Origin of the sequence: Bacillus sp. FSL R9-9492, assembly GCF_038007365.1 — a bacterium.
Lineage (GTDB): Bacteria > Bacillota > Bacilli > Bacillales > Bacillaceae_G > Bacillus_A > Bacillus_A mycoides.
The window spans coordinates 3621823-3648552 of sequence record NZ_JBBOXC010000001.1; the positions used below are offsets into that span (position 1 = coordinate 3621823).

The following is a 26730-nucleotide window of genomic DNA, read 5'->3' on the forward strand; positions in this document are numbered from 1 at the left end:
CTCACTATATATCCTTTTCATATATTTCCCCTTTCCTATAACAATTATGATAGGTAGGTCATTCATACAAGCCGCACTTGTCCCCCTTACATATCGTATTACTGTAATGGGAAGGAGAAAAGAACATGCATAGAAAAAGATGTTATGATACATGCCAACGTTATTTCGGTAAAGTTGTTCGAATTGAAGATCGTGATGGTCGCATTCACTTAGGCAAAATAATCGATGTAACAAACGATTCTGTTTGGATTGAACCAATGCAACAGCGCTCATCTTTTGATACAGGATTCGGGTACTATAACGCATATTCAAACGGCGGATGTGATATTTGCGGTGGTATTAGCAGATGTGATAACTGTGGATTTGGATGCGGTGGTGGATTCGATGGTGGATTTAGTGGCTGTGGATGCGGCGGTCGTGGTTGCGGTGGTTGTGGCGGCGGTGGCTGGGGCCTTGAACTCGGATTTGGCTTTATTTTTGGAATTACTTTGGCTGCATTATTTTTCATCTAACATAGTAAAGAGTTGACTATCTCTAGCCAACTCTTTTTCTATTTTTCACATATAAAAATCCGATGCCCTAAAATATGTTGATACATAAGCAGTACTTGTTCGTGCTTCACCCACGCCTCATACAATTCTTCTGGAATAAACGGTGATACATTCCACTCTGGCTCTTCCACATGTCCTGCAACTGTTTCTGCAATAGTTCCGCCACCGGCAATTGTAATTCTTTTAAAATTTGCTGCTTGAAATAAATGAATCCACTCATTCTCAGTTAATAATTCTTTCATACCGTATAACTGTCCAATCTTTTCCTCCTCTTTCTTCTCAATATGTTTTTCGGTAATCATTTCAATGACAACAAGTCTCCCATCCTTTTGTAATACACGATAACATTCCGAAATAACCTTTTCTTTATTTGTAAAAGCGAGTATAGATTCTCCAAGTACAAGCTCAAAAGAATCATTTAAACACGGTAACCCTTCTACATCGCCTTGAATCAATTGTATATTTAAACCATCAAACAACCATCTATCTTTCGCTTTTTGAATCATAATTTCATTCTTTTCAACCGCTGTCACTTTATAACCCAATTCTTTTGTCATATACGCCGCTGTTTTCCCCGTCCCACAACCTATCTCAAGGACACTAGCTCCATGTCTAAGTGGCAATTGGGATAATAATTGTTTTGTTAACGTAAAACCACCAGGATGAGCACTCCCAATTCCGTAATAAGCTAGAAAATCGATGTATGAGTTTCGTTTCATGGAATTCACCCTTTTTTATTTTATATATTCGGGTAGGGAAGAAAAGTGCATAGAAAAAAGCATTTTCAAGTGCTATAATACCGCAACTTGAAAATGCTTTTTTCTTTTATTATTTCTCTTCTACATACGCCCATTTGAAACTATATTCCGGACTAATATTATGTTTCACAATTCCCTTTATATTTGGTTGCATAACATATGATCTAGCATTTTGATATAAAGGTACAAGTGCTACATCATCTTCAAGTAACACTTTTTCTGCCTTCCCTAACTCTTCCCAACGTTTCTTTGCATCAGACATTAATTCTGTTTTACTCTTCTTAATACTTTCATCATATTTTGAATTTGAGTAACTCATTTGATTCTGAGAATTCGTTGTTTCAAACATATCTAAGTATGTCATCGGATCTGCATAATCTGGGCTCCAACCACCATATGCGATATCATATTCTTGCTCTGATTCTAATTTTAATTTTTGCTTAAACGGCTGAAGTTTAATATTTACTGTTACACCTTTTAAATTTCTCTCAATCTGATCCTTTACATACTCTCCAACTTTTTTCGCATTACCAGTATCATAATTTAGTAATTCAATTGTCACCTGATCTTTTCCAAGTTCTTTTTTCGCTTCTTCCCATGCAGCCGCAGCCTTTTTAGTATCTTGTTTCAAACCATTTTTAAACGTTTCTTGGAAATCTTTACCGTCAGGTCCAGCTGCTAAACCATTCGGAACTAAATAATCGGCTCCTTTTGAACCATCATTTAAAATGACATTTGCTAAATTCTTTTTATCTATCGATAATGCAATTGCTTCACGTAATTTCTTGCTTTTTAGTGGTGTATCTTGACCACCACGCTTTTGATTTAAACGTAAGTAAAATGTACTTGGTTCTGAATATGTTCCAAACTCACCTTTTTTATTTCTATACTTATCAACGAATTCTCCTGATAAAAGCGTGAAATCAATTGCACCTGTATCATATAAATTTACCCTTGTAGCTACTTCTTTTACTACACTGTAATTAATTTCATCTAGTTTCACAGTCTTTTTATCCCAATATTGGTCATTTTTCTTCAATTTCCAGCCTTGCTCATGTTTCCAATCAGTAAGTACAAACGGTCCATTATAGACTGTCGTATCAGATTCTAAACCGAACTTCTCTCCTTTTTCTTTTACGAACTTCTCATTTAATGGATAGTATGATGGGAATGCCACTAAGTTTAAGAAGTATGGTACCGCTTGCTCTAATTCTACTTCAAGCGTATAATCATCGGTTGCTTTTACTCCTAATTCAGTTACAGGTTTTTCTCCTTTATTAATCGCTTCTGCATTTTTAATATAGTAAGTAATAAATGCATACTCAGCAGCTGTTTTTGGATCTAATAGACGTTGCCATGCAAATACGAAATCTTTTGCAGTTACTGGATCACCATTTGACCATTTTGCATCTTTACGTAGCTTGAATGTATATTTTTTACCATCCTCGCTTTTTGTGCTAGATTCTGCTGCAGCTGGGATTGGCTTATTATCTTTATCAAGACGATATAATCCTTCCATCGTGTTTCCTAAAATTTGTGAACCAAGTGTATCCGTACTTTTTGAAGTATCCATCGTTGGAATTTCATTCGTTTCCGTTCGATTTAGTACTTGTTTCGCCGCATATTTTACATCGGATTTTTTCTCTTCCCCACCATTAGACGTTGTAGTTGTTTTCTTCTCTCCACCTGATCCCGAGCAAGCTGTTAATGCCATACTCATTGCTAGAACTGGTGCTACAACCGCTGTTAATTTTGTCATCTTTTTTCTCTTCATTTCTTTGTACCCTCCCCAATTATATGTACGATATTAACAGTTAGAGATTCTCTATTAACTTTCGTTATCAGAAAATTCTTATTAATTAATATTCTACTATTTTTTTCGGTTTTGTAAAGTATTTTTGTAAATTTTCTAAATATTTATTTTTTTATGATAATAACTTACTATTTTACTATTACTACTATATGAATTATCCCCCGTCTACTATATGTAAACATATCCCCTCTTATTCTTCTCTATTGCTATGTTCTATATTTTTCTCATCAATATGAAATCTCTGCTATCATTTATTTATCCAATTGTTGAACTCCTTTCTAATTTCCATGTGCCTTATTCTCCTATTCATACAAAAAAAGCATTTCAAAAGCATATTAGCCACTTTTGAAATGCTTTCATGTTATTTCTTTCCGCCATCCTCAGTTACATACGCCCACTTAAAGCTATATTCTGGACTAATGTTATGTTTCACAATTCCTTTTACATTCGGTTTCATTACGTACGCTCTTCCTGTTTGATATAAAGGAACTAATCCTGCATCTTCTTCAAGGAATATTTTTTCTGCTTTCCCTAACGTTTCCCAGCGCTTCTTCGGATCAGACAATAATTCATTACCTGCTTTTTGTACCATTTCATCGTATTTCGGATTTGAATAACTCATTTGGTTATATGGACTCTTCGATTCAAACATATCAATAAATGTCATTGGATCCGAATAATCTGGGCTCCAACCTGCAAACGAAACTTCATAATCTTGCGCTGACTCTAATTTTAATTTTTGTTTAAATGGCTGAATTTTCGTGTTAACTGTTACACCTTTTAAGTTTTTCTCAATTTGATCTTTAAAATAATCGGCAATCTTTTTCGCAGTTCCATCATCATAGCTTAGTAATTCAATTGTAACTTGATCTTTTCCGAGTTCCTTTTTCGCCTCTTCCCAAGCTGCTGCGCCTTTTTTCACATCATATTTCAGACCATTTTTAAATGTATCTTGATAATCTTTACCATCCGGCCCTATCGCAAGCCCTTTTGGAACCAATTGATCCGTTGCTTTTGATCCATTATTTAATATAACGTTTGCTAAACCTTTTTTATCAATGGATAATGCGATTGCTTCACGAAGCTTTTTACTCTTTAACGGTGTATCTTGTCCGTTACGCTTTTGATTTAAACGTAAGAAGTACGTACTTGCTTCTGAATACTCACCATATTCATCTTTGTTCGATTTATATTTATCTACGAATTCTCCTGATAGTAGTGTGAAATCAATTGATCCTGTATCATATAAATTTACTTTTGTAGCAACTTCTTTTACTACACTATAATTAATTTCTTCTAATTTCACAGTCTTATTATCCCAATATTTATCATTTTTCTTCAACTGCCAACCTTGTTCATGTTTCCACGATGCCATTACAAATGGCCCGTTATACAATGTTGTATCTGCTTCTAAACCGAATTTCTCTCCTTTTTCTTTTACGAACTTTTCATTTAAAGGATAATATGACGGGAATGCTAATAAGTTTAAGAAATATGGTACTGGTTTGTCTAATTCTACTTCAAGTGTATAATCATCTACCGCTTTTGCACCTAATTCCGTTGCAGGTTTTTCACCTTTATTAATTGCCTCTGCATTTTTAATATAGTAGGCAATAAACGCATATTCTGCCGCTGTGTTTTTATCAAGTAAGCGCTGCCATCCGTATACGAAATCTTTCGCTGTTACAGGATCTCCATTTGACCATTTTGCATCTTTACGCAGTTTAAACGTATATTTTTTACCATCTTCGCTTTTCGTACTTGATTCTGCAGCAGCCGGAATAGGCTTATTATCTTTATCAAGACGATATAATCCTTCCATTGTGTTCCCTAAAATTTGTGCCCCTAACGTATCAGTAGATTTAGAAGTGTCCATCGTCGGAATTTCTTGATTTTCCGTACGATTTAATACTTGCTTCGCTGCATATTTAATATCAGCTTTTTTTTCTTCCCCACTATTAGATGTAGTAGTCGTTTTCTTCTCCCCACCTGATCCAGAGCACGCTGTCAATGCAACACTCATTGCTAAAACTGGTACTACAACCGCTGTTAACTTTTTCATCTTTTTTCTCTTCATTTTTGTACCCTCCCTAATTATATGTACATTACCAACCCTTGAGAGACCCCTTGCTAACGATTAATTTTCTGAAAATTATAACTAATATTATTCTACTCTATTTTTCGTATTTGTAAATAGTTTTATTTTAAATATTCTGATTTTTATCTTCATAAATTAGTATGATTTATCCCCCATCTACTATATGTACGTACTATACGCCTTATTCTTCTCTATTTAACTGAGCTAAAAAAAAGCATTTCAAAGTAGCTAAGCTACTTTGAAATGCTTTTTTAACTCTATTATTTTTCAGTCACGTATGCCCACTTAAAGCTAAATTCTGGACTGATATTATGTTTTACTACACCTTTTACATTTGGTTGTAAAACATAAGAATCTCCACGTTGGTATAAAGGTACAATCGCTACATCTTCTTCAAGTAATGTTTTTTCAGCTTTTCCTAACTCTTCCCAACGTTTCTTCGCATCGCTCATTAATTCCGTTCCAGCTTTTTTCACCATGCCGTCATATTTAGCGTCAGAGAAGCTCATTTGGTTATGAGAATGTCCAGTCTCAAACATATCTAAGAACGTCATTGGATCTGCATAATCTGGATTCCAACCACCGTATGAAATATCATATTGTTGCTCAGATTCTAATTTTAGTTTTTGCTTAAATGGTTGAAGTTTAATGTTAACTGTTACACCTTTTAAGTTCTTCTCAATTTGGTCCTTAATATATTCTCCAACTTTTTTCGCATTACCAGTATCATAGTTTAAGAATTCAATTGTAACTTGGTCTTTACCTAGCTCTTTTTTCGCTTCTTCCCAAGCTGCAGCAGCTTTTTTAGCATTTGGTTTTAAACCATTTTTAAACGTTTCTTGGAAGTCTTTACCGTCTGGTCCAGTTGCTAAACCTTTTGGTACTAAGAAGTCAGCTTCTTTTGATCCATCATTTAAAATTACGTTTGCTAAATTCTTTTTATCAACTGATAGTGCAATTGCTTCACGTAACTTTTTACTCTTTAATGGTGTATCTTGTCCATCACGTTTTTGGTTCATACGAATGAAATACGTACTCACTTGTGAATATGTTCCGAATTCATCTTTCTTATTTCTGTATTTATCTACGAACTCTCCAGTTAATAAAGCAAAGTCAACTTGACCGCTATCATATAAATTGATAAGAGTTGCTGGTTCTTTAACAACACTGAAGTTAACTTCTTCAAGTTTTACAGTCTTTTTATCCCAATATTGATCATTTTTCTTTAATTGCCATCCTTGTTCATGCTTCCAATCTTTAAGAACGAACGGTCCATTATAAACTGTTGTATCAGACTCTATACCGAACTTCTCCCCTTTTTCTTTTACGAATTTTTCATTTAATGGGTAGTACGATGGGAATGCTACTAAGTTTAAGAAGTACGGTACCGCTTGCTCTAATTCAACTTCAAGCGTAAGATCATCTACCGCTTTCACTCCTAATTCAGCTACAGGTTTTTCACCTTTATTAACCACTTCTGCATTTTTAATTGGGAATGCGATAAATGCATACTCAGCAGCTGTTTTTGGATCTAATAGACGTTGCCAAGCATATACGAAATCTTTCGCCGTTACTGGATCTCCATTTGACCATTTTGCATCTTTACGCAGTTTAAATGTATATTTTTTACCATCTTCACTTTTCGTGCTAGATTCTGCTGCAGCTGGAATAGGCTTATTATCTTTATCCAGACGATATAATCCTTCCATCGTATTCCCTAGCATTTGTGATGATACTGTATCTGTTGATTTAGAAGAATCCATCGTTGGAATCTCTTGGTTTACTGTTCGATTCAACACTTGTTTTGCCGCTAATTTTCCCTCTGACTTGCTATCTCCACTTGAGTTTGTGCTTGTCTTTTTATCTCCGCCTGATGTAGAACATGCTGTTAATGCCATGCTCATTGCTAAAACCGGTACTACAACTGCTGTTAGTTTTTTCATTTTTTTCTTTTTCATTTTTGTACCCTCCCTAATTCTAAACGATAGCTATTTAAGAATTTTCTGATAATTCTGTTTTTCTTTATATATTTATCAGACGATTCTTACTACTTCTTATTCTACTAATTTTTTAAAATTTGTAAAGTGTTATTATTGAAAATTATTAAAAAATTATTTTCTTACAGTAATATTCATAAAAATTCCATATAGTTTTTTAACATCGTTTTTTATCGTTACATATACACTAATTTAATAGTGTTAATGATACTTCCCAATAAATAGACTGTAGATTGTCGTTAATAAATAATGTATATTCCAGAGATCTTTTTCCTACAAAAACAAAAAAAGCAGATATAACATCCGCTTTAATTTCCCTCAATTTGCTTCTCACTTAATCCAAGATGTGTTCTGAGTGTATTACTCAAATTTTGTAAGTCTTTTTTATTAGGATTATAATAATATACACGCCGTCCATTTGGGCCATTTGGTAAATATAAATCATCACCGCTCAGTTGCATCTTCTCAACTGAACAATCTAAACCATATTTATAAAAAGATAAAATATCATCCAATGCTAAATTTGTTTTAAAATCACCATCGACGGCCTCAACCATTTTCTCCAGTTTTGTAATAGACCCTACATTTTTTAATTTACTTAAAATCGCCTCAATAACAAGTTGTTGGCGCTGTCCCCTCATTGCATCACTATCAATATGACGAGTTCTCGCCAAAGCAAGTGCTTCTTCTCCCGTTAATTTTTGAACCCCTTTTTTCAAGTGAATCGTATCAGGTTCATCTTTACTATTTTGTTCAGTAAATTCAACCGGGACATCTACCTCAACACCATCGAGCCCATCAACAATTTTAATAAATGACCCAAAATTAAATTTCACAAAATAATCTACCGGTACTTGCAGTAACTTTTCTACTGCCTCAACAGAAGCTTGTGGGCCTCCATCTTTTCCGTTTTTAACGAAACCACTTCCATATGCGTGTGTTATTTTATCTTTTTTCTTTTCGAGTGGAACATATGTATATGTATCTCGTGGTATACTGGTTAACTTCACTGTCTTATCTTCTTTATTAAACGTAACTAACAATAATGCATCCGTATGAAATGCACCATTATACCCCTTTTGCCGTTCTTGATTTTCATCAATTCCCATAATTAACATTGAAACGTTGTGTGTAATTGGCTTTACAGCTTTCTCACGTAAATTTGATTTTTCACCACGCGATAAGTTCAAATTAGATTTTTGTACGAGATTAGAAGTTTTCATATATACATAAGCACCATACCCAACTCCGCCAAATAGTAATACTCCTAACAATACACTTATTATCGTTGTCTTTTTATATTTTCGTTTATTTTTCTTTTCTCTTGAAGGAGAGGTATTCTCCATATAGTTCCCTCCGTTTTCTATTCATCTAATATGTTTTTCAATTTTTCATAATTAGTGCTATCCTTTTGAAATACATTCTCTTTCAATCCTTTGTTTATTTGTATCCATTCAGTCGTAATCGAATATTGAATCATACCTTCATGGAAACTAAGGAACTTCAACATAATCCCCGTATTTTTCTCTACAACCATTTCAAATTTCCCACTCAAATCTTCAGATGTACTTACAGGCATTTCTATGTTTATTACTCCTTCTATTTTGTAGCAATCGAGTCCAAGATACTTCGTTTCTTTATAACTCCAATCTTTATATCGAATTAATAGATCAGCAAATTCTGATTGAATACTGTACTTAGCGAATCCCACATATTCGTCATCATACCGTTTCTTCTCACCTGATTTTCTCAATAACCTTTCCGTAGGGCTTAATTTTAATAGTTCATTATTTCTTTCTTTTGGACTCCATCTCGTCTCTTTATACGTATTATTCTTATCATTAAACTCTTTTTTTCCTTCCTCGCTATAAATCATCGTGCTTTTTTTCGATAGCTTGTCTTCTTTAGATGAAATACCACTTTGTTTCTCCGTATCAATCGCATATTTATATGTTGTAGCAATTCTTGTAGAGCTAGAATATTCTTCGAATTGCCCTGAAACATTTTGGAAATGATCAATTGAATCAAGCATCTTTTGATGAATCTTTTCCTTATCTGGATAATTGACGTTCGACTTTATTTCTTCTTCATTCTCATAATCAGAAAACGCATTCTTCTTTACGTAATTAAACATCCCTCCATTTTGTGCAAAGCTCTGTATAGAAAACTCAGACATAGATACAATTGATAGCGTTAGAACAGCGGCACTAATAAACATCATATGTACTCTATAACTCTTTCTTTTTACAGGAAGATTATGAAGTGTATCATTAATTTTTTCATTTAGTACCTGTGGCAATACGGTATTATCCTTTTCTATTCTCTTTTTTAATTTTTCATCAAATGATTTTTCTTTATCCATTTTAACCACCTCCTACTCCATCTTTAATCGCTCTTCTAATTGTTCCCTTGCACGTGACAATCTTGATTTAACCGTGCCTTTTGGAATTTCTAAAAGCGTTGCAATACTTTCTTGATTCATATCTTCATAATAATAAAGTACAGTTACAGCTCTTAGTTCTTCCGTTAAAGACTGAATAGCATTACAAAGATCAATATCTTCATATCGATCGAACGCCACCATATTACTATCATGATCCTCAATTACAATTACTTTTTTATAAGAGCGAATTATATTGTTACACTCATTTATTAAAATTCTAATTAGCCACGTTTGAAAAAACTCTTCCTTTTTCAGTTTTTTTATATTTTCATAAGCTTTTAAAATTGTTGCCTGCATTGCATCCTCTATATTCGTCTCATCACGTAACATCGCCTTCGCAATGCGATACATCTTTACTTTTTCTGTATGTATAAGTGTCATAAAAGCCTCATGATTACCCTTTTTTGCTAAAGAAACATCCGTTTCTTCTTTTACAATCATCTTATATAAAGGAATTACTTTCACAATTGGTCCTCCTGTTTCAGCCTCACTTCAAATTTAACTTTACATGTATTAGACGGGTGAGCCTAGAAAAAGGTTCATTTTTTCGAATATTACATCAAATAAAAAAGGCAAACATCTTTTATGTTTACCTTTTTCATCACTTATACAGTGTTCTTTAACACTAGTCACATTTCTATTCTATGTACATTATTTTCTCCAAACCATTCTTTTGCTTTTTCTATAACATCTTCATTAGGGTTATAATAAAAAACAACTAAATTCTCTTTTGCCCTGGTGCAGCACACATAGAAAATCTTTTGGCTTCGCTCTAATACTTTTCTTTTATCTATCCTATTACAAAATAGATATTCAAAATTATATTTATTCCATTTTCCATTATCAAGGATAACGAGAACATTATCAAATTCTTCGCCTTTAATCTTATGTTGTGTAGAAAACGGAGTGAAACCTTCTAAATATTTGAATAAGTTTTGAAACTCTTGATATTTAACCTTACTAACTCTATTGAACAAGTATTTATTATTTTCGACGAACCGAGTAAAGTCATCATCCTTTCTACACAACCCACTCTCATGTGCAAAGTTAATTACCTTTTCTATAGTCCGATCTGACATTTTTTCAATTGTATCGATAATAGTTTTTATTTCTCTTTTTTTTGAAATAGAAGTTATGGAAAACTCAGTTCTTCTAATAAATTCATTATACTTTTTCTCTTTGTATAACTGAATTAAAGTTTGAATTTTAAATAAATGTTTAATTAAATTATCTCTCTTTGTGCCTCTCTTACCATCATCATCCCTATTTTGTTTTTTATCATCAATAAGGGAATCTTTATTTAAGTATATGTTTTTAACAGTTGAAAAAGGACAGTTTTTCAACTGTTCATACAGTTCGTTAGTATCAGGATCTTGTTGTATTAATTCTTTCTTAAATTGTTTTTCCCTATTTTTAATTGGGTATAATTTCGTAACTTCTTCAAAAGTTATATTTTTATCATTTAATATCTTCTCTTTATTTTCTTTCGTATCTTGTTTTATTTTATTTAAAATATCATTTTTAAATAAAATAATCGGATCTTTATCGTAGATTGCCATCAATTCGGCAAAACCAGCCTTATTTGCAATTATATTATGAGTCAGGTTTAATTCTTTAGTTTGTTTTGGATCACCAAAATTCCATTCTCCGAAAAATTCTGATGATTTAACAACATCTAAATCATTCGCTGATGAATACAAAAATTTAATATTTCCTTCTTTAACCAAACCATTATACATATTAGGAGCCTGTCTATCATTTGAAGGTTCTTGAATTAATTTATCTACTCTTAATTTATTAGCCAATTCAATTACTAATCTTGGATTCCTTCTATTTTGCTTTTTTTGAATCTCTTGAACATCTCCACTAAGAATGTATTCTTCTAAACTGCCAACCCCTTCATCATAAATAGACTGCATTGAATCACCAAAAAAACCAATAACATTCCTCTTTTTTCCCTGGCGTATATGCTTTAAAAAAATCTCTATTACTAGCGAACTGGTATCTTGATACTCATCAATAAAAATAAATTGATATTTATCTTTTAACAAATCGCATAGTAATGGATGTTTTTTAAACATATAATTTGCCAACTCAAGAACTTCATCATGCGAAATAATTCCATTTTTAATTTGATTATATTCTTTATATTGTATACCTTTCTCCAGTTCATTAAAATACGAATCCTGAATAAATTCATCATAATTAGGTATCTTAATTCTAGAATCCTGAATAAATTCATCATAATTAGGTATCTTAATTCTAGAATCCTCACTATTTATTAAATATATTAATCCCTGCTTCATTTCCTTTTGAAAATTTTTTATACTATCCCATAAAAAATCGTGAATTGTTGATACCCTTAAGTTCTCATGGTTAATCCTTCCCTCAATTTCTCTTACAGCAGTATTTGTATAAGTAATACAACTTATCTTTAAGCTAGGATTGTCAAAAATGATTTTTTTTATCACATTGACCAATGAATATGTTTTCCCACTACCAGCACCACCAGTAAGAAGAAAGTTCTGATTAGATTCGATACATTGAAATATTTGGCTCATTTCATCTTCTAATTGCACTTTAACCATATCAATCCCTCCTTAATATAATTTGGTATTTCCCAATTACTATACTCATTGCCGTCAATATCTATTTTGCTATTTAATAATATTTCCATTGCAAATGAAGGCTTCTTATCTATACATTCCTCTGATAAATCATAAACATCTTTTTTCTCATCCTCGAAACGCTTTATATTCTTTAAACTACCGAAATTTTCTTTGTTTTCAATAACAAATTGTCTATTCAAATGAAAAAATGCATCTTCAAAGCTCCTTGCGTGATATTTTTCACCTTTCGAGTTTTCTTCCGACGTTTGATAAATTATTGCTATATTACCTTTTTCACTTTTCTCCCAGTTTTTAGTTTCTTTAATCTTTTGTAATATTTTTTGATTAAACGAAAGCTTTTTAAAATAATCTAATTCATTTTTATATATTACAGACCGCTTGTTTTCTTCCAGACCATTTTTATAAAAGAATTTCAATGACGAATTTGTTGTTAGTTCAGCATCCGAATCTAACACCCTACACTTTTCAATTTTTTCTTTTTCTTTCACTATCACATTTTTTCCTGAATCAATATCTGTAATAATCAATGACTTGATACCTATAAAATTGATAAATTTCTCAAAAATGTGAGAATACGCCCCAACTTCTAAAATTGATATATTCTGAGAGTGCAGTGGTGGACTGCTTTTATATTCTGAATTATTATCTATTTTCTTCATCATAGCTGGCAATAAAATTCTTTCAGTATCTCCTTCTATAAATATAGCCTTATCTGCAAAAAACAATTCTGATCTATGTATTGTTAAATATTGTTTTAAAAATTTATAATTTTGTTCTTCACCGTCTTTTTCATACTCTTTCTCTAAATCTTTTAGATTTTTTGAAATCACTTCATTTTTATTTTCTTTATAAAAATACTTTATATCATTATAATTACTTGCATTTGTTATATGAGCAGAGTGTGTAGTAATTAAAGTTTGTAAATTAAACTTAGTTTTCCCATCTTCACCAATACTCGCTTCTTCCAATATCTTTTTTATGTTATTAATAAATATATACTGCATTTGTGGATGAGTATGAGCCTCTGGTTCTTCAATAAACAATATATTTATATCAGCTGGCATCTCATTTTTTTTATGTTCTTTACGAAAATTACTAATAATTAGTTCAATTTCAAAAATCATGCTTAATAAATTTAAATATCCAAGGCCATTGTAACTCTCAGGTAAGGTTTGCTTCTCGAAATGTTCGTACATTACCGTAGTATTCCCTTTTAATAACTCTTTGTGTTGCAATGTTGAAACTATCCTTATATTTGAATCCCCTTCTTTAATTCCACCGAATTGCTTCACTTTTCCGATAACTGTTTTAAAAAGTTGCTTATACACACTATCTAACTCATTATCAGTTTTACTAAGAGTCTCTTTAAATACTTCAACTTCCTCTATACCTTTTTCACTATCCGTTTTGCTTTCATAATACTTTGAGGACAAAGCTGATAATGTACGATCATTATTACTATTCGATATATTTCTTCTAGCACCTATAGTCTTAAAATTAATGATTTTATTTAAAGCAATATTTCTTTTTGTTAAATCAACAAATTCCACTTCATTTTTCTTTTGCTTTTCCCAATCATACGCAACTGATTTTCTCCAAATTTTAAAATATTTTGTTCTAAAGATTCCCTATCCTCCTCTACTTTTTCCAATTTCTTATCTTTATATTCCTTAAATTCATTTATTAAGTTCTCTAAACTAGCATTTGACAAAGTATATTCAAATGATAAGATAATCGTGTTATTTTCTGGATCTAAGTCCATCATTAATTGACTCATATTTATCAAATTATCAAATTCATCATAAGTTATAAATAACTGTAATTTAATTCCCATGGGAAATCTCAGACCTGTTGGAATTGAATTTAATTTCACTATACTGTATAATTCCTCTTGAAAATCCATATTAAAGTCATCATAACAAAACTCATTCCCTCCTACTTTCACACCAATAAACTTTTCAAACGCAGAAAGCAACGATGTTTTCCCACAATTATTCTTCCCAATAATCAAAGATAAATTTTCTTCCATATCAAAAATCATATTTTTCAACAATCTATAGTTAGATACTTTGATTTTTTTAATCTTCATCAATAATCTCCTTCTCATTTCATTTTAACTACCAATCACACCCAAACATTACCATTATACTATTAATTATGAAATATAGTTATATTAATTCTAATAAAGTAATATGATGCTTACAAATACATTAAAACCCTGAAACTATTAAACCTTTCTTCTCACAAAATTAAATAAATCCATTCAATGTCAATGAAATAGCAACCGTAAATAGAAAAAGTGTAATATGAATTATTCCAAACATATTACACTCGATAAATGATAAAATTATCTAATTTTCCTAATCACTTTACAACGGTAAATCTCTCTTCCTAAACACTACAATTGCTACTATGAAGATACAAAGTGCTCCAGCAGTTAAGCCTATACTTACTGGCCATATATTATATGTTCCTTCAACAATTTCTTTCGGACGAAACAATGTAAATAAAGATATATTTCTCATCCACTCTAACTTATCACTTAATTTCCCTACCATATCTAATACGAAAAATAAGATTGTTAAACTGGCTGAGTAGCTAAGTGCCTTTCCTTCATCATTACATATACAAGAAAAGAAAAATGAATAGGCACTAACTACTAAAAATATAAGCCCTCCGACTATGTTTATTTTCAAAAATAATTCTCGATTTAAGTTATTATCTTTTAAAAACCATTCTGCACCTAATATACCAGCTACATAAGTAACAATTACAATTATTAGTAGCCCCAATATGAGAACAGCAGCTTGTGTAATTGCAATTTGCACCCTCGATACAGGTGTTGCTAATAAATATGCCATCGCCCCTTTATCTACATGACGAGCAATTAAATGCGTTGCAACCGTGACACAAAAAATTGTTAAAATGATAATAAACAATAGACTATAATATTCACCAGCTAAAAAATCCATTACATTTTGAATCGGACTTTCCATTCCAACGATTTTTTTTACACTATCAGGCATGGCACTTATTAATTCATTTAAACCTTTGGCTGAAACCATCGATGGGAATATCCAAATTAATAACCATAAATAAAGAGCTGCACCAGTAGCATAGCTCAATATACTTTTTTTCGTTTCTTTCAAACTAGCTAAAAATAGTTGTTTATTCATGCTTTACCCCTTCTTTCTTCTCGTAATAATGCATAAATAAATGTTCTAAATCCGTCGCTCTCGTTTGAAGTACAGTTACATTATAGTTTGAAAGTATTTGTAAAACAGTTTGATAGTTTCCTTGCACAATAATTGACGCCTCTCTACCTTTCACTCCTTCAAATTGCAAATCACATTGTTTAAGAGACTCGATTTCTTCTTGAGATGATACTGTTACATCTATCACCTGTCTTCTCATGCCTTGTAAATCATGAATATTTTCAACGGTTACAAGACAACCATCTTTAATAATAGCTACTCTGTCACAAGTTCTCTCAATTTCAGTGAAAATATGTGATGACATAAGGATTGTTTTTCCTCTTTGCTTTTCCTCTAATATTAAATCTATAAATACTTGTTGCATAAGTGGATCGAGTCCTGATGTCGGTTCATCTAAAATTAACACTTCTGGATCATGCATAAATGCCGCAACTATACCTACTTTTTGTTTCATTCCTTTAGACATTTTTCGAATTGGTGTTTTCACATCGAACTGCAAACGTTCTATCAATTCATCTCGTCTTTTTATATTTTTTAACCCACGCATTCCTTGCATCAAATTTAAAAATTCTAATCCATTCATTCCTTCAATAAAAGAAATTTCTCCTGGTAAATAGCCAACTTCTCTTTGAATTTTCGCAGCATCTTCCCAACAATCTAATCCGAAAATTGTCGCTTTACCAGCTGCTGGTTTTATAAATCCCATTAAATTACGAATCGTTGTTGATTTTCCAGCTCCATTTGGTCCTAAGTAGCCAAAAACTTCCCCTTCTTTCACTTCAAATGTAATATTGAACAAGCCTTTTCCATTTGAAAACTGTTTTGTAACATTTTGAACTGAAATCATAAGTCCACCTCATTTTTTTGAAATATTTAACATGTGATATTTCAAAATTATTGTACTCCTCATCTTTCATATTCGCAACAACTTTTTGAAATATTTATATGTCCATATTTCAAAAATATTGTTTTCAATTATTTTTTCTTGTATATTTTAAATGAGGTGATTGTATTGAACGGCTTTGAAAAAGTGAAAGAAAAGAAAAAACGTGCCATTAAAGATGCGGCCTTTACATTATTTTCAGAACGTGGATTTAATGAAGTGAAAATAGAACATATTGCAAAAAAAGCAAACGTTTCTCAAGTGACAATTTATAATCATTTCGGAAGTAAAGATGCGTTATTTAGGGAGCTTATACAAGAATTTATAATATCTGAATTTCAATATTATAAAAGACTTGCAGAAGAAAAATTACCTTTTCATGAGATGATGCAAAAGATGATCATTAGAAAAATGAATACTGGCGGGTTATTCCAACCTGATATGTTGCTACAAATGATGCAAAGAGATGAAGAGCTCCGAGAGTTTATTTATAGTTATCAAAACGAAAAAATCCTGCCTTGGTATTTAGAAATACTAGAACAAGCACAGCAAAAAAATGAAATTAACCCTCACCTTACTAAAGAAATGATGTTACTATACATTCAAATGTTCACTAAACTAGGTGATGATTTCGGGGCTCAGCTTCTTGAAGGAGATCGCGAAAAACATATACAAGATATCGTTACGATGTTCTTTTATGGACTGTCCGTCCCAGAAAAATAATGTTTCTAAAGAACAAATACCATCACAAAAAAAGCCCTTTGGATATTTAAATCTCAAGGGCTTTTTGGTGTTAAAAAAATTATTAATACTAATTTTCTCTTAACGAAGTTAAATGCTGCTTTATAGATAATACCTTATTATAGATTAACTCTTTTAGCATAACAGGCTGAATTGAGATAATCGTTTCTCCGAAATTCAGAAAATAGTTCGAGATAAAATCAACTTCTTGTTTATTAAAATAGCCTGTTATAATGTAATTTTCGTTTTCTTTTTGTATCTTCATGGAAGGATAATTCTCTTTATCAAAAATGTCTTTTCCTTTTTGATTAACAACGACAATAAAATCAGTTGCATCAGGCCTTCTATGAAAATTAGTAAGATAACTTAACAATTCTTCAAGATTTTTTGAATTAGTATTGCTTGTTTCCACAATAGAAAGAATTTTATCACATCTAATTATTTGAACATGATTTGTCTCAAAATTAAAGATTTTAGCATACCACTGGCCAAATTTAGATTCTATTCGAATAAATTGGGCGACCAATACTTTCTCCTCATCTTTTTTTAAATATGTTAAATGATAAACTCGCTCAGCAAAAATCCCCTGTAAAAGTTCTTTTAAGAACGGACTAAAGTTACTATGATTTGTTACTTCAAAGGAAAGCGTTCGTTCCATGATTGAAATATTTTTACTCACATTATCAGGTAATACATGTTTAAATTTATTTTCAAGCGCAATACTTTCTATATTAAATGGCTTTGTTTTGTATCCATTTAATGTAAGCATCGAAAAGTATAACGCATACATTTCATCCACACTAAAATATATTGGTGATAACACACCATTTTCTATAATTTTATAACTCCCATTTCTACCTAGTTCAGAATATATTGGTACACCTATTTCTTCTAATGATTGAATATCTCGTAGAGCGGTACTTTTAGAAATATCATATCTAACCATTAAATCTTTTAAATTAAAATATCTTTTATTATTTAAGAAAATAAGCATATCATTTATTCGTTCAGTTTTTTTCATATTTCCCTCCATAAAAGGTGTCATGTATTGAAACCTTTTTAGTCTATATTATAATTATTAACTAATAAAGGAGTTATATATTTATGACATTAGAAATAGCTATTTTTCTTTCAATGAATGGGCAAGCAAAGGAGGCAATTAATTTTTATACACGTAATTTAGAGGCCAAGAAGTTAATGATTGTTACGTATGAAGAACTGGCCAAAAGAGATAGTTCTTTTGAAATTACAAGTGAAAATAAAGATCATATTGCCCACTCTGTTTTACAAATTGGGAATACAAAGCTAATGATAGCCGAAGATACAATGAACCCTACTGAACGTTATAGCGTTGGAAATAACATGTCACTTTGCATTCAAAGTGCTAATTTAGAAGAAATACAAAGATTTTATAATAATTTAATTTCCGATAAGCATGTGAAAATAATCTCTCCACTAGAAAAAAATATATTTAGTGAAGCATATGGTATTATTGAAGATCCTTACGGCATACAAATCCAATTAATGTATGACAAACGACTAAAATAAATAATGAGTCATATTCGCATATTCCTAATAAAAAAAGACACGAAATTCGTGTCTTTTTTATTTTACCGCAATGACTCTACCCGTTTCACTACTTTCAGTCGCCAATTGAATCAATTTAATAACGTCTAAACCTTCTTGAGCAGTTACAGGTAGTTTTTCACCATTTAATATGCTATCTCGCACACCTTTATAATACATGTCATAGCAGCCGACTTCTGTTGGAATACGCTCTAAGCTTTCTTCTGTTTCTAAAGTAGCAAAATTCTCTTCAGAGTCTGCTCCATAACCATTATCCCCTGGCTTCATTCCAGTCTTTAATTGTTCTTCCTGTGAATCCATACCATACTTCACGATAGAACCTTTATCTCCATGCAGTGTAAAATGTGGTCCAGCTTGCTTTACGTAACTGCTACTATGTAAAATAACGCGCTTCACTCCATAGTGAAGTACAACATGGAAGTAATCATCCACTTCTGCACCTGGTCGTTGTTTTATTACATCTGCGCTTATCGCATCTGGTTTCCCAAATAATGATAATGCTTGGTCAATTAAATGCGATCCTAAATCATATAATATACCTGATCCTGGTAAGTTCTTTTCTCTCCAGCGATCGCGTACATGTGGGCGGAAACGATCGAAATGCGCTTCATATGCGTATACATTCCCTATTCTTTTTTCTTGTAATAATTTCTTTATCGTTAAGAAATCATTATCCAAACGGCGATTATGATACACACTTAAAACGACATTATGTCGGTTCGCTAATGAAATAAGTTCTTCTCCTTCTTCAATTGAAACAACGAAGGGTTTTTCCACAACAACATGCTTACCGTGTACAATTGCTTCTTTTACATATGGAAAATGGGTTGTATTCGGCGAAGTAATGACCACTAAGTCAATATCAGCTCGATTTACTAATTCATCAATTGTACCAACAACTTCAGCATTTGGTAATGCTTGTTTCACTACTTCTTCTTTTGATGATAAAATAACACGAATATCGTATTCTTCTATCGTTTGTAATAACGGGATGTGAAATGTTGTACTAGAAAATCCAAATCCTACAATCCCTACACCTATTTTTTTCATGTTGCCCCTCCATTTATCCCGCTTTAACGGGCAGTAAGATTCCTAACTCAAAATTCAGCGAAAGCAAAGAAATTAGGTGAGGAATCAACTGCTCGTAAAAGCCCGATTGGTTCAACTAATAATCAGTGGGGATAAAGAAAATCCCCACTGATTAAAGTTTCACTTTATGAGAACGATTTCATTTCATTATTATAACAAGATTATTTTTATATACATAATGATTTGCTTAGAAAAAAGCATCTTGCTATCATTCATAGCAAGATGCTCCCTTTATCCCGCATTAACGCGCAGTAAGACTCCCACCTTAAAATAAGGGGAATGCGAGGGAGTTAGGCGGGAGACCAACTGCCCGTAAAAGCCCGATTGGTGAAGGCTAATAATCAGTGGGGGATGGAAAAACCCCCACTGATTAAAGTTTCACTTTATTCCGTTCTTTTCTTTGTCCACGTTTCAATTACTTCACCAGTATCATTAACATCTAGTACTAAACTACCATTACTATACCGGTCTTTATTTCGAAACGCTTTCGGATCAATTTCTTCTACAATGTGTTTCTCTGTCTTCATGTAAACTAATTCATCATCTCGAACAATTTCAATACCAACAATGCGGTACGGATTACGTTTTAACTCTTTAAAAATTACAAGGCCTCGCTTCGCCCTCGTTGATTTCTCAATTTCCGATGCCTTTATACGTTTCACAGCACCTCGCTGCGTAACGAGAATAAGTTGATCTTTTTCACCATTTAACGGTTTACCAGAAGCAACATAGTCATCTTCTTTTAAATTAATTGCTTTCACACCAGCTGCTCTGACACCAACTGGACTTACTTCTTCTTCATTGAATACAAGTGCATATGCACCATGTGTTGCAAGAACAATATCACTTGTCCCATCTGTCGCAAATATATCAACAACTTCATCATCTTTTTTCAAGTTTACAGCAACGAATGCCCGTGAATAACGCTGCACTTTATATTGGTTCAATTCTGTTTTCTTAATCATACCGTTTCGTGTAACAAATACGATAAATCGTTTTTCTTCTTCAAAATTCGGTACGACTGTTGCCCAAATTAACGATTCATCTCGCTCGAGTGAAACAAGATTCGCAACGTGTTGACCTAAATCTTTCCAACGAATTTCTGGCATTTCATACACAGGAAGATAAATATAATTTCCTTTGTTCGTAAATAAAAGAACGGTTTCTGTCGTGTTTGTATCGAAACGCTCAAGTAAGATGTCACCCTCTTTCATACCGAAGTATTTCCCGTTCGATGCATTATGCGAACGCCAACCTGTTCGTTTCACATAGCCTTCTTTCGTTACAGTAACGATGACATCTTCTTGCGGAATCATAACTTCCACATCGATTTTAATTTCTTCAATTTCCTCTTCAATTATCGCACGGCGATTATCACTATATGTTTTCTTTACTCTCTTCAAATCTGTTTTAATAACTTGAAAAAGTCTTTTTTCACTTTGTAAAATTGACTGTAACTCTATAATTTTCTTACTAAGTTCCGCTGCTTCTTGCTCTAGCGCTGTAATATCTGTATTTGTTAAACGATATAATTGCAGTGAAACAATTGCTTCTGACTGCGCCTCTGTAAATCCAAATTTCGCACTTAAATTATCTTTCGCATTACGCTTATCTTTAGACCCACGGATCGTTTCAATCACTTCATCTAAAATTGATAATGCTTTCTTTAAACCTTCTACAATATGCTGACGATTTTCTGCTTTTCTTAATTCATATTGTGAGCGTCTTGTAACAACTTCTTTCTGATGTCCAATATATGCATCCAAAATCTTAGGTAATGTCATAAGTGTCGGACGACGATTATTTATCGCTACCATATTAAAGTTGTATGGAATTTGTAAATCTGTATTTTTATATAAATAATTTAAAATACCTTCAGCATTCGCTTCTTTTTTTAATTCTACAACGATACGAAGACCTGTACGATCTGTCTCATCACGTACTTCAGCAATTCCATCTAGCTTTTTATCTATACGTAATTCATCCATTTTCTTAACAAGATTCGCTTTATTTACTTCGTACGGAATTTCTGTAATAACGATTTGTTGCTTCCCGCCACGAATCGTTTCAACCTCTGCTTTTCCGCGAATAATAATTTTACCTTTACCTGTTTCATACGCTTTTTTAATGCCATCTATCCCTTGTATAATACCACCTGTAGGGAAATCTGGTCCTTTAATAACTGTTAACAAGTCCTCCACAGAACTATTCGGTTGATCGATACGCATAATTGTAGCATCAATTACTTCTCCAAGATGATGCGGTGGAATTTCTGTTGCATAACCAGCGGAAATCCCTGTAGATCCGTTCACTAATAAGTTCGGGAACATTGCCGGTAATACAATAGGTTCTTCACTCGTATCATCAAAGTTTGACACGAATTCTACTGTTTCTTTATCAAGATCACGTAATAACTCAGATGCGATTGGTGATAAACGTGCTTCCGTATAACGCATTGCCGCTGCTGGATCCCCATCAACACTACCGTTATTTCCGTGCATTTCAACTAAAACATTACGTACTTTCCAAGTTTGACTTAAACGGACCATCGCCTCATATACAGAGGAATCACCATGTGGATGATAATTACCGATAACATTACCTACTGTTTTAGCTGATTTACGAAACGCTTTATCATGTACGTTTCCTTCTACATACATAGAATATAAAATACGTCTTTGTACCGGTTTTAAACCGTCACGCGCATCTGGAAGCGCGCGGTCTTGAATAATATATTTACTATAACGTGCAAAGCGGTCACCTAACACGTCTTCAAGCGGGAGGTCATGAAACTTCTCTGCCTGCATGTTATTCCACCTCCGTCTCCATAATCATTTCATTTTCTAAAATATTTCCTTCTTCTTGCATACCAAATTGTACATTACGCTCAATCCATTTACGGCGAGGTTCTACTTTATCCCCCATCAATGTCGTAACTCGGCGCTCAGCTCTTGATGCATCGTCAATTTTCACACGGATTAACGTACGTGTTTCAGGGTTCATCGTTGTTTCCCATAATTGATCGGCATTCATTTCGCCAAGTCCTTTATAGCGCTGCAACATGTAGCCTTTACCGACCTTTTTCGTTACACCACCTAATTCTTCATCAGACCATGCATATTCAATTACTTCACTTTTCCCTTTTCCTTTACTTACTTTATATAAAGGTGGAAGTGCGATAAATACTTTACCAGCTTCAATAAGTGGTTTCATATAACGGTAGAAGAACGTCAGTAGTAACACTTGAATATGTGCTCCATCCGTATCTGCATCGGTCATAATAACAACTTTATCGTAGTTAATATCTTCAACAGCGAACTCATTCCCTACGCCACCGCCAATTGCGTAAATAATTGTATTGATCTCTTCGTTCTTAAAAATATCAGCAAGCTTTGCTTTTTCCGTGTTAATTACTTTACCACGTAATGGTAGTACCGCTTGGAAACGACGATCTCGCCCTTGCTTTGCTGAACCACCAGCCGAGTCACCCTCTACTAAATACAATTCGTTTTTCTGAGGATTACGTGATTGTGCAGGTGTTAACTTCCCGCTTAAAGTACCTTCTGATTTTTTCTTCTTCTTACCAGTACGCGCTTCTTCTCTCGCTTTACGAGCAGCCTCACGTGCTTGTGCTGCTTTAATTGCCTTTCTCACCAGAAGTGTAGCTACATCCGGGTTTTCTTCTAAAAAGTAAGCTAAATGCTCAGATACAATTGCATCAATTGAAGAACGAGCTTCACTTGTACCTAGTTTCCCTTTCGTTTGTCCTTCAAACTGGAGTACGTCTTCTGGTACACGTACAGAAACAATCGAAGCTAATCCTTCTCGAATATCTGTACCCTCTAAATTTTTGTCTTTTTCTTTTAATAAAGAAACTTTACGAGCATACTCATTGAACACACGTGTCATTGCTGTTTTAAATCCAGCTTCGTGTGTACCACCGTCTTTTGTACGTACATTATTTACAAACGAAAGAATGTTTTCTGAGTAACCATCATTAAACTGAAACGCTAACTCTGCTTCAATTCCATTTTGCTCACCCGAGAAATATACAACTGGATGAATCGAATCTTTCTCTTCGTTTAAGTATGAAACGAAAGCCTCAATTCCTGTTTCATAATGAAACACATCTTCTAAATCATTACGTTCATCTTTTATCGAGATTTTCATTCCTTTTAATAAGAATGCAGATTCACGTAATCTCTCACATAATGTTTCATAGTTGTAATTCGTTGTGCTGAAAATAGTTGTATCTGGTTTAAAGTGCATCGTTGTACCAGACTCTTTCGTTTTCCCGATTTTCTCTAACGTCGTTGCAGGAATACCACCATTTTCAAAGCGTTGTTCATAAATGCTACCATCACGCTTAATCGTTACTACTAGCCATTCTGACAAGGCATTTACAACTGATGCCCCAACACCGTGTAAACCACCACTCGTTTTATAACCTCCTTGGCCAAACTTACCACCAGCATGAAGTACAGTTAAAATAACTTCAGGTGTCGGTTTTCCAAGCTTGTGCATTCCCGTAGGCATTCCTCGCCCTTTATCAATAACGCTAATACTATTATCTTTATGTATTACGACAGAAATTTCGTCGCCAAATCCCGCTAATGCTTCATCAACGGAGTTATCTACTATTTCATATACTAAATGATGCAATCCACGGCTATCCGTACTCCCGATATACATACCCGGGCGTTTTCGAACGGCTTCAAGTCCTTCTAACACTTGAATTGCATCTTCATTGTATTGGAACTGATGCTTCGCCAAACTCCTTGCCCCTTTCCTAATCAAATCAGAACATATGTTTCTATTATAGAATAACGCCTCGACTATAGTTTTGGCAAGTTATCTTATCTCTTTTATATACCATTTTCAATAGAAAAATCCTTGTTTTTTTCACAAGGATTCCTCTAGGCTACTATTTCAGAAAAATAATCGTTTGTCAACGAGAAATGGATATGTATTCCAACATTATACATTCCATACCTTTATCATGATCCAAATGATCAATATCCAAAACGGGATAACAAGTAACAATCCCCAAAAACAGCCTTTAAAAAATCTCATGATGAACACCTCGTTCATCGGCCCTACTTATGTATATAGTGAGGGCTGAATCAATCTTTCTATCTTTAAAATCTATACTATTTTGTCATCGCATGCTCTACTTTAATACAACGATCCATTATTACAGTATAGCCTTTTTCTTGTAAAATTTTATATGTATCTTCATCTTGTACTCCTAATTGTGCCCAGAAAACATCTGCATCAATCTCTACAAACTCTTTTGCAACGTCCTTTAAAAATTCTGAGCGACGAAATACATTTACAATATCAACATGTTCTTTAATATCCGTCAGTGAAGAAACCGCCTTTTCTCCAAGCACTTCATCAACTGTTGGATTTACTGGTATGATATGGTACCCCGCATCTTGCATTGCTTTTGAAACCATATACGATGTACGTTCTGGCTTATCTGATAATCCAACAACTGCAATCGTTTTACTTTTCTTCAATACTTCACTAATTTCCGTACGAGTTGGGTTTTCAATTGTCATAATTAATCCCTCCTATTCTTTTAGTATATCCGATAAAGAAAGTCTCTTTCAACATGAAAGAGACTTTCTTTTATTGATTCTTAGTAGCTGAATTATCTGCTAATGTAGCTGATTTCGTCATTTTTTGGCCATTGCGATAGAATGTAACTTCTACTTTCTCGCCTACTTTTTTCTTTTCATATAAATATTTACGGAATTGAAGAGCATTCTCTACCTTTTGATTATCTAATGCTACTACAACATCATATTGCTCTAAACCAGCTTTTTCTGCCGGTGATATTGGATAAATTTTACCTAATACAACGCCATTTGTTACTTCTTTAGGTACCTTTAATTGGGTTACTGCAGCCTGCACATCTTCTAATGAAACGACACCTACTCCAAGAGCTGGACGTTTCACTACTCCATCTTTTTCAAGCGATTCGATAACTGGTTTTGCAATATTAATCGGAATTGCAAATCCGATTCCTTCAACTTCTTGCTGCGCAATTTTACTTGAGTTAATACCGATTACTTCACCGTTTTGGTTAAATAATGCACCACCACTATTACCAGGGTTAATCGCTGCATCTGTTTGAATAACTTGTGCTTGCCAATCTGGGCGTTTGTCCCCATCAATATCAACTGGAATTTCGCGTTCTTTACTACTGATTATACCTTCCGTTACACTGCCGTCAAATCCAAGTGGGTTACCGATTGCAATCGCTTTTTCACCAGCACGAAGTTTACTGGAGTCACCTAAACTTGCAACTTTATTTACAGTAGATCCGTCAATTTCAACAACTGCTAAGTCTAACCAAGGATCCTTACCAACTAATTTTGCATCAACTTGCTTTCCATCACTTAGTTTCACAGCAAGTTTATTCGCTCCATCTACTACGTGGTTGTTGGTTACGATATATGCTTTATTTCCTGCTTTTTTATAAATAACACCTGATCCTGAACCAGCTTGTTGTTCTTGACCTGTCGGTTGCATTGCAAACGGATCAATACTTTGTTGCATATTAATTACACCAACAACAACATCCTTTGCACCTTCAACCATACCTGGCAAATCAGTTTCGTTTTTTGATTTATTGACAACAGGAACTACAGTACCTTCTACTTGTTTATTAGAATTGAATGATGAAACTGCAGCTCCATTATTTTGCACCCATGGCATATATGGTGCTGCAAAACTAATCGAAACCGCCCCGACTACAGCTCCCACTAAACCTGTGAAGAAATAACCTTTTTTACTGCCTGATTTTCTCACTTCTCTCGTTTCACTATGCTCTTCATTCAAATTTGGTCCGTCGTAATATCCCATTTTTTATTTCCCCTCTCTGATGAATTCGTACTTTCAGTATAGTCACAGTTTG

Annotated in this window: 21 protein-coding genes; 3 read left to right on the plus strand and 18 right to left on the minus strand. The window is 33.2% G+C overall.

Translation table 11 applies throughout. The features are described 5' to 3' along the window. The first annotated feature begins 125 nt into the window (after positions 1-125). Positions 126-512, plus strand: coding sequence for a hypothetical protein (locus MKY70_RS18405; protein ID WP_002128474.1), 387 nt, complete (start codon positions 126-128; stop codon positions 510-512). 38 nt (positions 513-550) lie between these two features. On the opposite strand, the gene MKY70_RS18410 is transcribed toward MKY70_RS18405, so the two are convergent. The 12 genes from MKY70_RS18410 to MKY70_RS18465 all read right to left on the minus strand — a co-directional run bounded on the left by MKY70_RS18410 (position 551) and on the right by MKY70_RS18465 (position 16352). Then, a complete protein-coding gene (locus MKY70_RS18410; RefSeq protein ID WP_193652444.1) occupies positions 551-1270 on the minus strand; it encodes a class I SAM-dependent methyltransferase in 720 nt (239 codons plus the stop codon). Between the two features lie 109 nt (positions 1271-1379). Beyond that, a complete protein-coding gene (locus MKY70_RS18415) occupies positions 1380-3083 on the minus strand; it encodes a peptide ABC transporter substrate-binding protein (protein WP_002033579.1) in 1704 nt (567 codons plus the stop codon). A gap of 400 nt (positions 3084-3483) precedes the next feature. After that, positions 3484-5199: a peptide ABC transporter substrate-binding protein gene (locus MKY70_RS18420; RefSeq protein ID WP_341025470.1), complete on the minus strand. Its 1716-nt coding sequence runs from the start codon at positions 5197-5199 to the stop codon at positions 3484-3486. Between the two features lie 281 nt (positions 5200-5480). Continuing rightward, a complete protein-coding gene (locus MKY70_RS18425; RefSeq protein WP_002033575.1) occupies positions 5481-7178 on the minus strand; it encodes a peptide ABC transporter substrate-binding protein in 1698 nt (565 codons plus the stop codon). A 347-nt stretch (positions 7179-7525) separates the two neighbouring features. Next, on the minus strand, positions 7526-8563 hold the full coding sequence (locus MKY70_RS18430) for an LCP family protein (RefSeq protein WP_088031041.1): 1038 nt from the start codon (positions 8561-8563) through the stop codon (positions 7526-7528). A 17-nt stretch (positions 8564-8580) separates the two neighbouring features. Then, positions 8581-9579, minus strand: a complete 999-nt coding sequence (locus MKY70_RS18435) for an anti-sigma factor (RefSeq protein WP_341025472.1) — start codon at positions 9577-9579, stop codon at positions 8581-8583. Positions 9580-9591: 12 nt separating this feature from the next. After that, on the minus strand, positions 9592-10125 hold the full coding sequence (locus tag MKY70_RS18440; protein ID WP_000864747.1) for an RNA polymerase sigma factor: 534 nt from the start codon (positions 10123-10125) through the stop codon (positions 9592-9594). A gap of 164 nt (positions 10126-10289) precedes the next feature. Continuing rightward, positions 10290-12248 carry a UvrD-helicase domain-containing protein gene (locus MKY70_RS18445; protein ID WP_341074547.1) on the minus strand — a complete coding sequence of 653 codons (1959 nt, stop codon included), beginning with the start codon at positions 12246-12248 and terminating at the stop codon, positions 10290-10292. Further along, on the minus strand, positions 12230-13840 hold the full coding sequence (locus MKY70_RS18450) for an ATP-dependent nuclease (protein WP_341074548.1): 1611 nt from the start codon (positions 13838-13840) through the stop codon (positions 12230-12232). The genes MKY70_RS18445 and MKY70_RS18450 overlap by 19 nt, the downstream gene beginning before the upstream one ends. After that, positions 13822-14379: an AAA family ATPase gene (locus tag MKY70_RS18455; RefSeq protein ID WP_341074550.1), complete on the minus strand. Its 558-nt coding sequence runs from the start codon at positions 14377-14379 to the stop codon at positions 13822-13824. Before MKY70_RS18455 ends, MKY70_RS18450 begins: the two co-directional genes overlap by 19 nt. A gap of 280 nt (positions 14380-14659) precedes the next feature. Next, positions 14660-15466: an ABC transporter permease subunit gene (locus MKY70_RS18460; RefSeq protein WP_341025474.1), complete on the minus strand. Its 807-nt coding sequence runs from the start codon at positions 15464-15466 to the stop codon at positions 14660-14662. Next, positions 15459-16352 (minus strand): ABC transporter ATP-binding protein, encoded by an 894-nt coding sequence (locus MKY70_RS18465; RefSeq protein WP_341025475.1) that lies wholly within the window; start codon positions 16350-16352, stop codon positions 15459-15461. Before MKY70_RS18465 ends, MKY70_RS18460 begins: the two co-directional genes overlap by 8 nt. Before the next feature lie 138 nt (positions 16353-16490). Here MKY70_RS18465 and MKY70_RS18470 point away from each other — a divergent pair, with 138 nt between their 5' ends. Continuing rightward, positions 16491-17111, plus strand: a complete 621-nt coding sequence (locus MKY70_RS18470; protein ID WP_341025476.1) for a TetR/AcrR family transcriptional regulator — start codon at positions 16491-16493, stop codon at positions 17109-17111. 88 nt (positions 17112-17199) lie between these two features. Here the strand turns inward: MKY70_RS18470 and MKY70_RS18475 are convergent, their stop codons facing one another. Further along, positions 17200-18174: a helix-turn-helix transcriptional regulator gene (locus MKY70_RS18475; RefSeq protein ID WP_088031047.1), complete on the minus strand. Its 975-nt coding sequence runs from the start codon at positions 18172-18174 to the stop codon at positions 17200-17202. A 59-nt stretch (positions 18175-18233) separates the two neighbouring features. On the opposite strand from MKY70_RS18475, the gene MKY70_RS18480 reads away from it, so the two are divergent. Beyond that, on the plus strand, positions 18234-18677 hold the full coding sequence (locus tag MKY70_RS18480; protein WP_002014318.1) for a VOC family protein: 444 nt from the start codon (positions 18234-18236) through the stop codon (positions 18675-18677). Between the two features lie 57 nt (positions 18678-18734). Here MKY70_RS18480 and MKY70_RS18485 read toward each other — a convergent pair whose 3' ends face one another. From MKY70_RS18485 to MKY70_RS18505, 5 genes are all read right to left on the minus strand, one after another. Continuing rightward, the gene (locus MKY70_RS18485) at positions 18735-19766 is read right to left on the minus strand and encodes an oxidoreductase (RefSeq protein WP_341025478.1); all 1032 of its coding nucleotides are present in this window, start codon (positions 19764-19766) and stop codon (positions 18735-18737) included. Positions 19767-20188: 422 nt separating this feature from the next. Further along, the gene (gene parC, locus MKY70_RS18490) at positions 20189-22612 is read right to left on the minus strand and encodes a DNA topoisomerase IV subunit A (RefSeq protein ID WP_002014315.1); all 2424 of its coding nucleotides are present in this window, start codon (positions 22610-22612) and stop codon (positions 20189-20191) included. 1 nt (position 22613) lies between these two features. Next, entirely contained in the window at positions 22614-24578 is a 1965-nt protein-coding gene (gene parE, locus MKY70_RS18495; RefSeq protein ID WP_085312101.1) for a DNA topoisomerase IV subunit B, read from the minus strand. A 377-nt stretch (positions 24579-24955) separates the two neighbouring features. Further along, positions 24956-25369 (minus strand): CoA-binding protein, encoded by a 414-nt coding sequence (locus MKY70_RS18500; RefSeq protein WP_060750797.1) that lies wholly within the window; start codon positions 25367-25369, stop codon positions 24956-24958. Positions 25370-25439: 70 nt separating this feature from the next. After that, positions 25440-26678, minus strand: a complete 1239-nt coding sequence (locus tag MKY70_RS18505; RefSeq protein WP_060750798.1) for a S1C family serine protease — start codon at positions 26676-26678, stop codon at positions 25440-25442. Between the last annotated feature and the right edge of the window lie 52 nt (positions 26679-26730).

Coding starts and splice junctions, on each gene's coding strand:
- MKY70_RS18460 (WP_341025474.1), bottom strand. CDS start 15,466: ATGAATAAACAACTATTTTTAGCTAGTTTGAAAGAAACGAAAAAAAGT.
- MKY70_RS18430 (WP_088031041.1), bottom strand. CDS start 8,563: ATGGAGAATACCTCTCCTTCAAGAGAAAAGAAAAATAAACGAAAATAT.
- MKY70_RS18435 (WP_341025472.1), bottom strand. CDS start 9,579: ATGGATAAAGAAAAATCATTTGATGAAAAATTAAAAAAGAGAATAGAA.
- MKY70_RS18405 (WP_002128474.1), top strand. CDS start 126: ATGCATAGAAAAAGATGTTATGATACATGCCAACGTTATTTCGGTAAA.
- MKY70_RS18445 (WP_341074547.1), bottom strand. CDS start 12,248: ATGGTTAAAGTGCAATTAGAAGATGAAATGAGCCAAATATTTCAATGT.
- MKY70_RS18465 (WP_341025475.1), bottom strand. CDS start 16,352: ATGATTTCAGTTCAAAATGTTACAAAACAGTTTTCAAATGGAAAAGGC.
- MKY70_RS18420 (WP_341025470.1), bottom strand. CDS start 5,199: ATGAAGAGAAAAAAGATGAAAAAGTTAACAGCGGTTGTAGTACCAGTT.
- MKY70_RS18505 (WP_060750798.1), bottom strand. CDS start 26,678: ATGGGATATTACGACGGACCAAATTTGAATGAAGAGCATAGTGAAACG.
- parC (WP_002014315.1), bottom strand. CDS start 22,612: ATGCAGGCAGAGAAGTTTCATGACCTCCCGCTTGAAGACGTGTTAGGT.
- MKY70_RS18475 (WP_088031047.1), bottom strand. CDS start 18,174: ATGACACCTTTTATGGAGGGAAATATGAAAAAAACTGAACGAATAAAT.
- MKY70_RS18410 (WP_193652444.1), bottom strand. CDS start 1,270: ATGAAACGAAACTCATACATCGATTTTCTAGCTTATTACGGAATTGGG.
- MKY70_RS18500 (WP_060750797.1), bottom strand. CDS start 25,369: ATGACAATTGAAAACCCAACTCGTACGGAAATTAGTGAAGTATTGAAG.
- MKY70_RS18455 (WP_341074550.1), bottom strand. CDS start 14,379: ATGAAGATTAAAAAAATCAAAGTATCTAACTATAGATTGTTGAAAAAT.
- MKY70_RS18425 (WP_002033575.1), bottom strand. CDS start 7,178: ATGAAAAAGAAAAAAATGAAAAAACTAACAGCAGTTGTAGTACCGGTT.
- MKY70_RS18485 (WP_341025478.1), bottom strand. CDS start 19,766: ATGAAAAAAATAGGTGTAGGGATTGTAGGATTTGGATTTTCTAGTACA.
- MKY70_RS18480 (WP_002014318.1), top strand. CDS start 18,234: ATGACATTAGAAATAGCTATTTTTCTTTCAATGAATGGGCAAGCAAAG.
- MKY70_RS18415 (WP_002033579.1), bottom strand. CDS start 3,083: ATGAAGAGAAAAAAGATGACAAAATTAACAGCGGTTGTAGCACCAGTT.